The sequence below is a fragment of the Bacteriovorax sp. DB6_IX genome (assembly GCF_000447775.1).
Taxonomy (GTDB): domain Bacteria; phylum Bdellovibrionota; class Bacteriovoracia; order Bacteriovoracales; family Bacteriovoracaceae; genus Halobacteriovorax_A.
On the sequence record NZ_AUNJ01000414.1, the window covers coordinates 1 to 5,003 of the forward strand.

Below are 5,003 nucleotides of genomic sequence, written 5' to 3' on the forward strand. Positions count from 1 at the left end.
GTTTTTCTAAAACAATTGGATAATCTTCTTTTGATACGAGAACTTTGACTTCATCTTTTTCTTGATACTTTTCAATCATTTTTAGATTAATGAGATTACCCTGCTGACCAATAATAAGTCTCTTCCCACTTGGAAGAACAAGGTAGATATTGCACGGGCACTCAACCAGATCTTCGAGTGCGGCCAAATTTAACTCTTTGTATTCATCAAGGTTCATTATGTATCCTAGTTATATATGCATTTATCGGTTAAAATAGATTTTGTTTTAAAGTAATTTTTATTGGAGTCACCGTGAAAATTAAAATGATCACTCTTTCACTTCTTAGTCTTCTTCCCTGCTCAGCAAAAGAGGTGTTAAAACTTGGGTACTTTGAGCTTCCGCCCTTTAGCTACACTGAGAGTAACCAAGTAAAAGGGATCGCTATTGACTACATTAAGAGTGTCTTTAAAGATCAGAATCAATATCGAATTGTCTTTGAGAAATATCCCTTCCAAAGACTTCTGGTAGAAATGGAAAAATCCCGATTAGATGGCGCCGTCCTACTTGCAAAGAATAAGGCCAGAGAAAAAATATTCTCCTATCCTCAAAATGCTTATATTAGTGATCGTCCTGCAATTGTCTTTAGAATGGGAAACTCCCCTTCAGAAATTAAGGAAGTAAAAGACATCCAAAAATATGATATTGGTCTTCCGGCCAAGGCCTATATCTCGCCATTTATCGCTAAGAATAAGGATCACCTCAAGCTTAAATACATTCCATCGGGAGTCGATCATCTAGAGCCAATGATGCTCTCTCTCGCAAAAAAAGCGCAGTATCCAAGCCCTCTACCTCCCAACTCAAAGTACCTTAGTTGCCATCGCCAAGAAACTCGGAATTTTAGAAAAGCTCTCGTTTAGAAAAACACCAGAAGAAGCTGAAAACTTCTATACCGTCTTTAAAAAAGACATTCATCCGAATGTTCTTTCAATCTACAATAAAGAGAATGTGAACTTTATTAATGATACAAAAATTACGTGATATGATCTCTAAATAGAAAGTTAGAATAAAAAAAGGCTCCCGAAGGAGCCCGTTTTATTAGAATGTGAATTGTAGACTTGAGTAGTAAGACTTAGTTACATTATCAATATCTGAAGTCGATCCAATGAATCCACCTAGATAATTAGTCTTCTTTCTATTTGCTTCTTGGTAACCAAATTTAACTTTAAAGTTATTATCAATTGGTTGTACCCAGTAGAAATGTTTCGCATCTCCACCTCTAGAAGTATACTGTCCAACTAAGTTCTTACTTGCTGAATCATAAACGAATGCATCATCATCAATTGTTACATACTCAACACCAACAGTTGCATTTCTAAGCTTCATGATATTGTAAGAAAGGTTGAAAATCCAAGCGTCTCCATCATGCTCCTTAGCAGATGATCCTAGCCAAGTACCAATACTAGTTGGTCCAGCTGTCGCACCATCATTATTATAAGAAGTTTGAGTGAGGTTTCCGCTTCCTTCAGCTTTTCCTTTTAAGAAAGAAACACCAAAGTTTAGTCCAGTCTTTGCAATCCCAACAAGATCTAAGTTAAGAACATGTCTTTCAAGACCTAGTTCAATATTTCCATCAAACTTACTTGAAACAACAGCATTCGAGCTTGGGTTAACTGTAACTACGTGAGCCTTTGCAAGAGCATTAAATCTTCCAAACTTTAGGTACTGATAAGTAAAGTGAAAGTTCTTAACCCAAGAGAAGTTTGTTTTTTGGAATTCTAGCATTAAAGAATATACATCAACGTTCTCGTCAACTTCCATTCCATTAGCATCTTCGAACTTCTCATTTCCAAAGTCGATATTTCTTGTGTTAAATGGAGTGTAGATACCTCTAAGAGTTAAATCCCCTCCACCTAGTTTGTGACCATAAGTAAGAGCGATACCATCGAAGATCCCACCAAAAGCAAGTAGTGGGTAACCACCCATTGGAGATCTTGCTTCAGAGAAGTGCGCTGGAGTTCCCTCTACAGTTGGTAGACGACCAACAGAAAGAACAAGGTTCTTCATTAAAGAATAATTAACAAATGCTCTTTCTAAGAATACTGATGAATTACCACCGTTCATCCCTTCACCAAGCTCATTGAAAGCAGAATCTTGAACGTAAGTTCCACCACCCTTATTAAGAGTGTTCATTGCTTTAGAAGCTGAAAGTCTTCCGTAGAATGTTAGCTTGTCTGTTGGCTTAGCTTCGATATCAAGCTCAGAAAAAATTCTGTGATGCTTTACACTATTCTTATCACCTTTAGCATATGAATTTGTAGAACCATCAAATGTAAGAGTACTGTAAGCTTTCTTGTATTCAGTCTCAACAGCATCAAAACGATATTCAAGGTTTCCACTGAACTTCCACCAGTTTTCGTAACCAGCAAATTCTAGCGCTTCAACTCTTTCTTCAAGAGATTGTGCATTTGCACTTAAAGCAGTCGCAGCAACAACTGCACCAACTAATAAAGATTTTTTTAACATATATAACTCCCTAATTCCTATCCACCAATTGAAGATGAAGCATCTTTACACTGAAGAGTACAATCACCTACTTGTACTGTTGCCCCAGAACAAGTTTTAAACTTAATAACATTTCCAGAACGCCCTGGAGTAGCAAGAGCTTTTGCATCAGCATCACTCTTCTTACATTGTGTTTTTACGGCCTTAATAAAATCATCTTTCGCTCCGGCCTGAACTCCTGTTGAAACAAGAGCAAGAGCGAAGATTGCGCAGACACTCAATCGTCTCATTTGCACTCTCCCTATTTGGTTAGTATGAATGTGAATATTATTTCAGAGGCAAATAAGCTGTGTAAATAATTTTAAGATTGAGCTTTATTGTCAGGATTGTTCGATGTCTTTAGATAAAATTAAGGTTAGGTTTGTTTGATATTTCGTACAGTTGTACTAAATGAATTTTCCATGAATAAAAAAAGCCCTTAAAAATTTAAGGGCTTTTTTATGAACTTGTACAATATATTGGTTTAATTAGATGTCTTCAAAACGAGGATCATTAGCATCTGGAATTTCTGCTCCAACAACAGATTTTAGATCTTCTTTAAACTCACTCTTAGGTTCGTTCTTGACAACTTTTTTAGCAGGAGCCTTAGATTCTACTTTTTGAGATTTTGGTGCAGGCATTTCTAAAATATTATCCTCAGTACTCGACTCTTCTCTAATTGCCGGAGCAGCTTTTGAGCTTACTGGAGCCTTTCCCCCTACAACCTCATTTTCTAAAGTCAGGATGACATCCCTTAAGTAATCTGTTTCCTTATCTAGCTGTTCAGAACACTTCAGTGTCTGGAAGGCAATATTAGAGTTTTCATTAGTTGAATCTTGAAGTTGATTCATTGCCATTGAAATATTTGAAACTCCGCTTTCCTGTTCTTTCGTCGCAGTTGAAATTTCATGTGACATACTTGTCACGACCTTAACACCTTCTACAATCTCTTCAAGGGCACGATCACATTCTCCAGTAATCTCGATCCCTTGTTCAATCTTCTCTTTAGAAGTTACCATGATTTTTTCGATGGCACCTTGATTCTCTTTAACAATTGTCTCTACACGAGAGATAGACTCTCCAAGAATTTCACCATCTCTTCAGCGGCCTTACCTGACATCTGAGCGAGATTACCAACTTCTTCTGCAACAACAGCAAATCCCTTACCGTGCTCTCCTGCTCTCGCGGCCTCAACTGAAGCATTAAAAGAGAGAAGCTTAGTTTGGAAAACAATATCGTTAATCACTTTTGTCTTTTCAGAAATTTCATTAATAACTGAAACAATTTCATTAATTTTCTTATTACCTTCAGATGTTGTCGTAAGAATGGCCTCGTTAGAGTTCTTAATCCCATTCATGGCATCGACAACACGGGCGACAACTTGCTTTCCTGTATTTGCACTCTTTTCACTCTTGATGAAATATCAACTGAGTTATTAGCATTTTGTGCTGACATTTTTACCATTTGTGAAACTTCATCAAGAGTTGAAGCTGTTTCCTGAATCGCAGAAGCTTGTGAAGATGACATCTCATTCACTTTTCCAGACATCTCATTCAACTGGCTCACAAAGTTAAGAGTTCTTCCTGCACTAGCTCGAAGTCCTTCAATAACTTTTATCAGTTGTCCATATAGTCTTGAAACAATGAAGATCGATACAAAACAACAAACGACAAAGGCAATCGCTAATGTTAAATAGAATACTTTCTGTAGTGCAATGATTTCACTAAAGGCATCACTTGGTTGCATTCCTACAACAAGTTTCCAACCGATAGCATCGAGAAATCTTCTATTATGGATAGCACCATAAGCGAAGATATGATCTTCTTTATGATCAGTGAAATCTTTTGCTAATAGTTGTTCCCTTCTTCCCCTCTTTTAAGTTCGTTTAACAATTGGGTGGTCTTTGGCAAAGAGATCAAGTTTTAAATTATAATTTTTGAAATCGTGAACAATTGATGATTCTTTAGTAACCACCAGATTCTCCAAAGAAGGCAATTGGCTTACCGGCCTTATTAATTAAATGAATCTCGGCAGAGTTCATCCCATTAGAAGCAAGAACATTGTAGAGATTTGTCATTTCATTTTCGACCCATCTCATATTTGAATAAGCCCCTAAGATAGCAATCGGGTCACCATACTCATCCTCGATGAGCGTCCCAAACATCATCCCAAGACGATCTTTTCCGTACATTTTCTTTGCAATATCATCAAGCTGAACTTCACCAACATAAGCCCCGAAGATCTTCTTTTTAAAATCCTCGACATACTTTCCATTCTTCGTATTTTTGAACCAATCATATTGATTGAAATCAACAGACTTTAGAAAGTCAGTCTTTAACTGTTTTCCTTCGGCGTCAATCGAGCTTGAAGTCACAACCTTTCCATCTAAACTGACAAGAACAAGATAATCTAGACTTGGATAGAGTGTAATAAGCTCATTAAGAACAAAATTTCCACCGTCTACATTTTTAAGATTTTTTTA

At 36.8% G+C, this 5,003-nt stretch carries 8 protein-coding genes; 1 reads left to right on the plus strand and 7 read right to left on the minus strand.

Annotated features, from left to right (window positions below; translation table 11 throughout):
- Nucleotides 1–217 (minus strand): hypothetical protein (locus M901_RS12955; RefSeq protein ID WP_021278661.1); only part of this gene is annotated, 217 nt, incomplete at its 3' end.
- Nucleotides 218–291: 74 nt separating this feature from the next.
- On the opposite strand from M901_RS12955, the gene M901_RS12960 reads away from it, so the two are divergent.
- Nucleotides 292–897 carry an ABC transporter substrate-binding protein gene (locus M901_RS12960; RefSeq protein ID WP_021278655.1) on the plus strand — a complete coding sequence of 202 codons (606 nt, stop codon included), beginning with the start codon at nucleotides 292–294 and terminating at the stop codon, nucleotides 895–897.
- A gap of 178 nt (nucleotides 898–1,075) precedes the next feature.
- Here M901_RS12960 and M901_RS12965 read toward each other — a convergent pair whose 3' ends face one another.
- The 6 genes from M901_RS12965 to M901_RS12980 form a co-directional block, all read right to left on the minus strand.
- Complete coding sequence (locus M901_RS12965) at nucleotides 1,076–2,503, minus strand: DUF3373 family protein (protein ID WP_021278660.1); 1,428 nt, start codon at nucleotides 2,501–2,503, stop codon at nucleotides 1,076–1,078.
- Nucleotides 2,504–2,520: 17 nt separating this feature from the next.
- Nucleotides 2,521–2,772, minus strand: a complete 252-nt coding sequence (locus M901_RS12970) for a hypothetical protein (protein WP_021278659.1) — start codon at nucleotides 2,770–2,772, stop codon at nucleotides 2,521–2,523.
- Nucleotides 2,773–3,009: 237 nt separating this feature from the next.
- Nucleotides 3,010–3,540: a methyl-accepting chemotaxis protein signaling domain protein gene (locus tag M901_RS16695; protein ID WP_021278657.1), complete on the minus strand. Its 531-nt coding sequence runs from the start codon at nucleotides 3,538–3,540 to the stop codon at nucleotides 3,010–3,012.
- Between the two features lie 41 nt (nucleotides 3,541–3,581).
- Nucleotides 3,582–3,878, minus strand: coding sequence for a methyl-accepting chemotaxis protein (locus tag M901_RS16700; RefSeq protein ID WP_021278658.1), 297 nt, complete (start codon nucleotides 3,876–3,878; stop codon nucleotides 3,582–3,584).
- On the minus strand, nucleotides 3,875–4,267 hold the full coding sequence (locus M901_RS16705) for a methyl-accepting chemotaxis protein (protein WP_021278662.1): 393 nt from the start codon (nucleotides 4,265–4,267) through the stop codon (nucleotides 3,875–3,877). Before M901_RS16705 ends, M901_RS16700 begins: the two co-directional genes overlap by 4 nt.
- A 217-nt stretch (nucleotides 4,268–4,484) precedes the next feature.
- The gene (locus M901_RS12980; protein ID WP_021278656.1) at nucleotides 4,485–4,895 is read right to left on the minus strand and encodes a hypothetical protein; all 411 of its coding nucleotides are present in this window, start codon (nucleotides 4,893–4,895) and stop codon (nucleotides 4,485–4,487) included.
- Nucleotides 4,896–5,003 lie beyond the last annotated feature (108 nt).

What these genes read in the sequence shown, in the direction of transcription:
- M901_RS16700 (WP_021278658.1), bottom strand. Translation starts at nt 3,878, where the DNA reads ATGAATGGGATTAAGAACTCTAACGAGGCCATTCTTACGACAACATCT.
- M901_RS12970 (WP_021278659.1), bottom strand. Translation starts at nt 2,772, where the DNA reads ATGAGACGATTGAGTGTCTGCGCAATCTTCGCTCTTGCTCTTGTTTCA.
- M901_RS16705 (WP_021278662.1), bottom strand. Translation starts at nt 4,267, where the DNA reads ATGCAACCAAGTGATGCCTTTAGTGAAATCATTGCACTACAGAAAGTA.
- M901_RS16695 (WP_021278657.1), bottom strand. Translation starts at nt 3,540, where the DNA reads ATGGTAACTTCTAAAGAGAAGATTGAACAAGGGATCGAGATTACTGGA.
- M901_RS12965 (WP_021278660.1), bottom strand. Translation starts at nt 2,503, where the DNA reads ATGTTAAAAAAATCTTTATTAGTTGGTGCAGTTGTTGCTGCGACTGCT.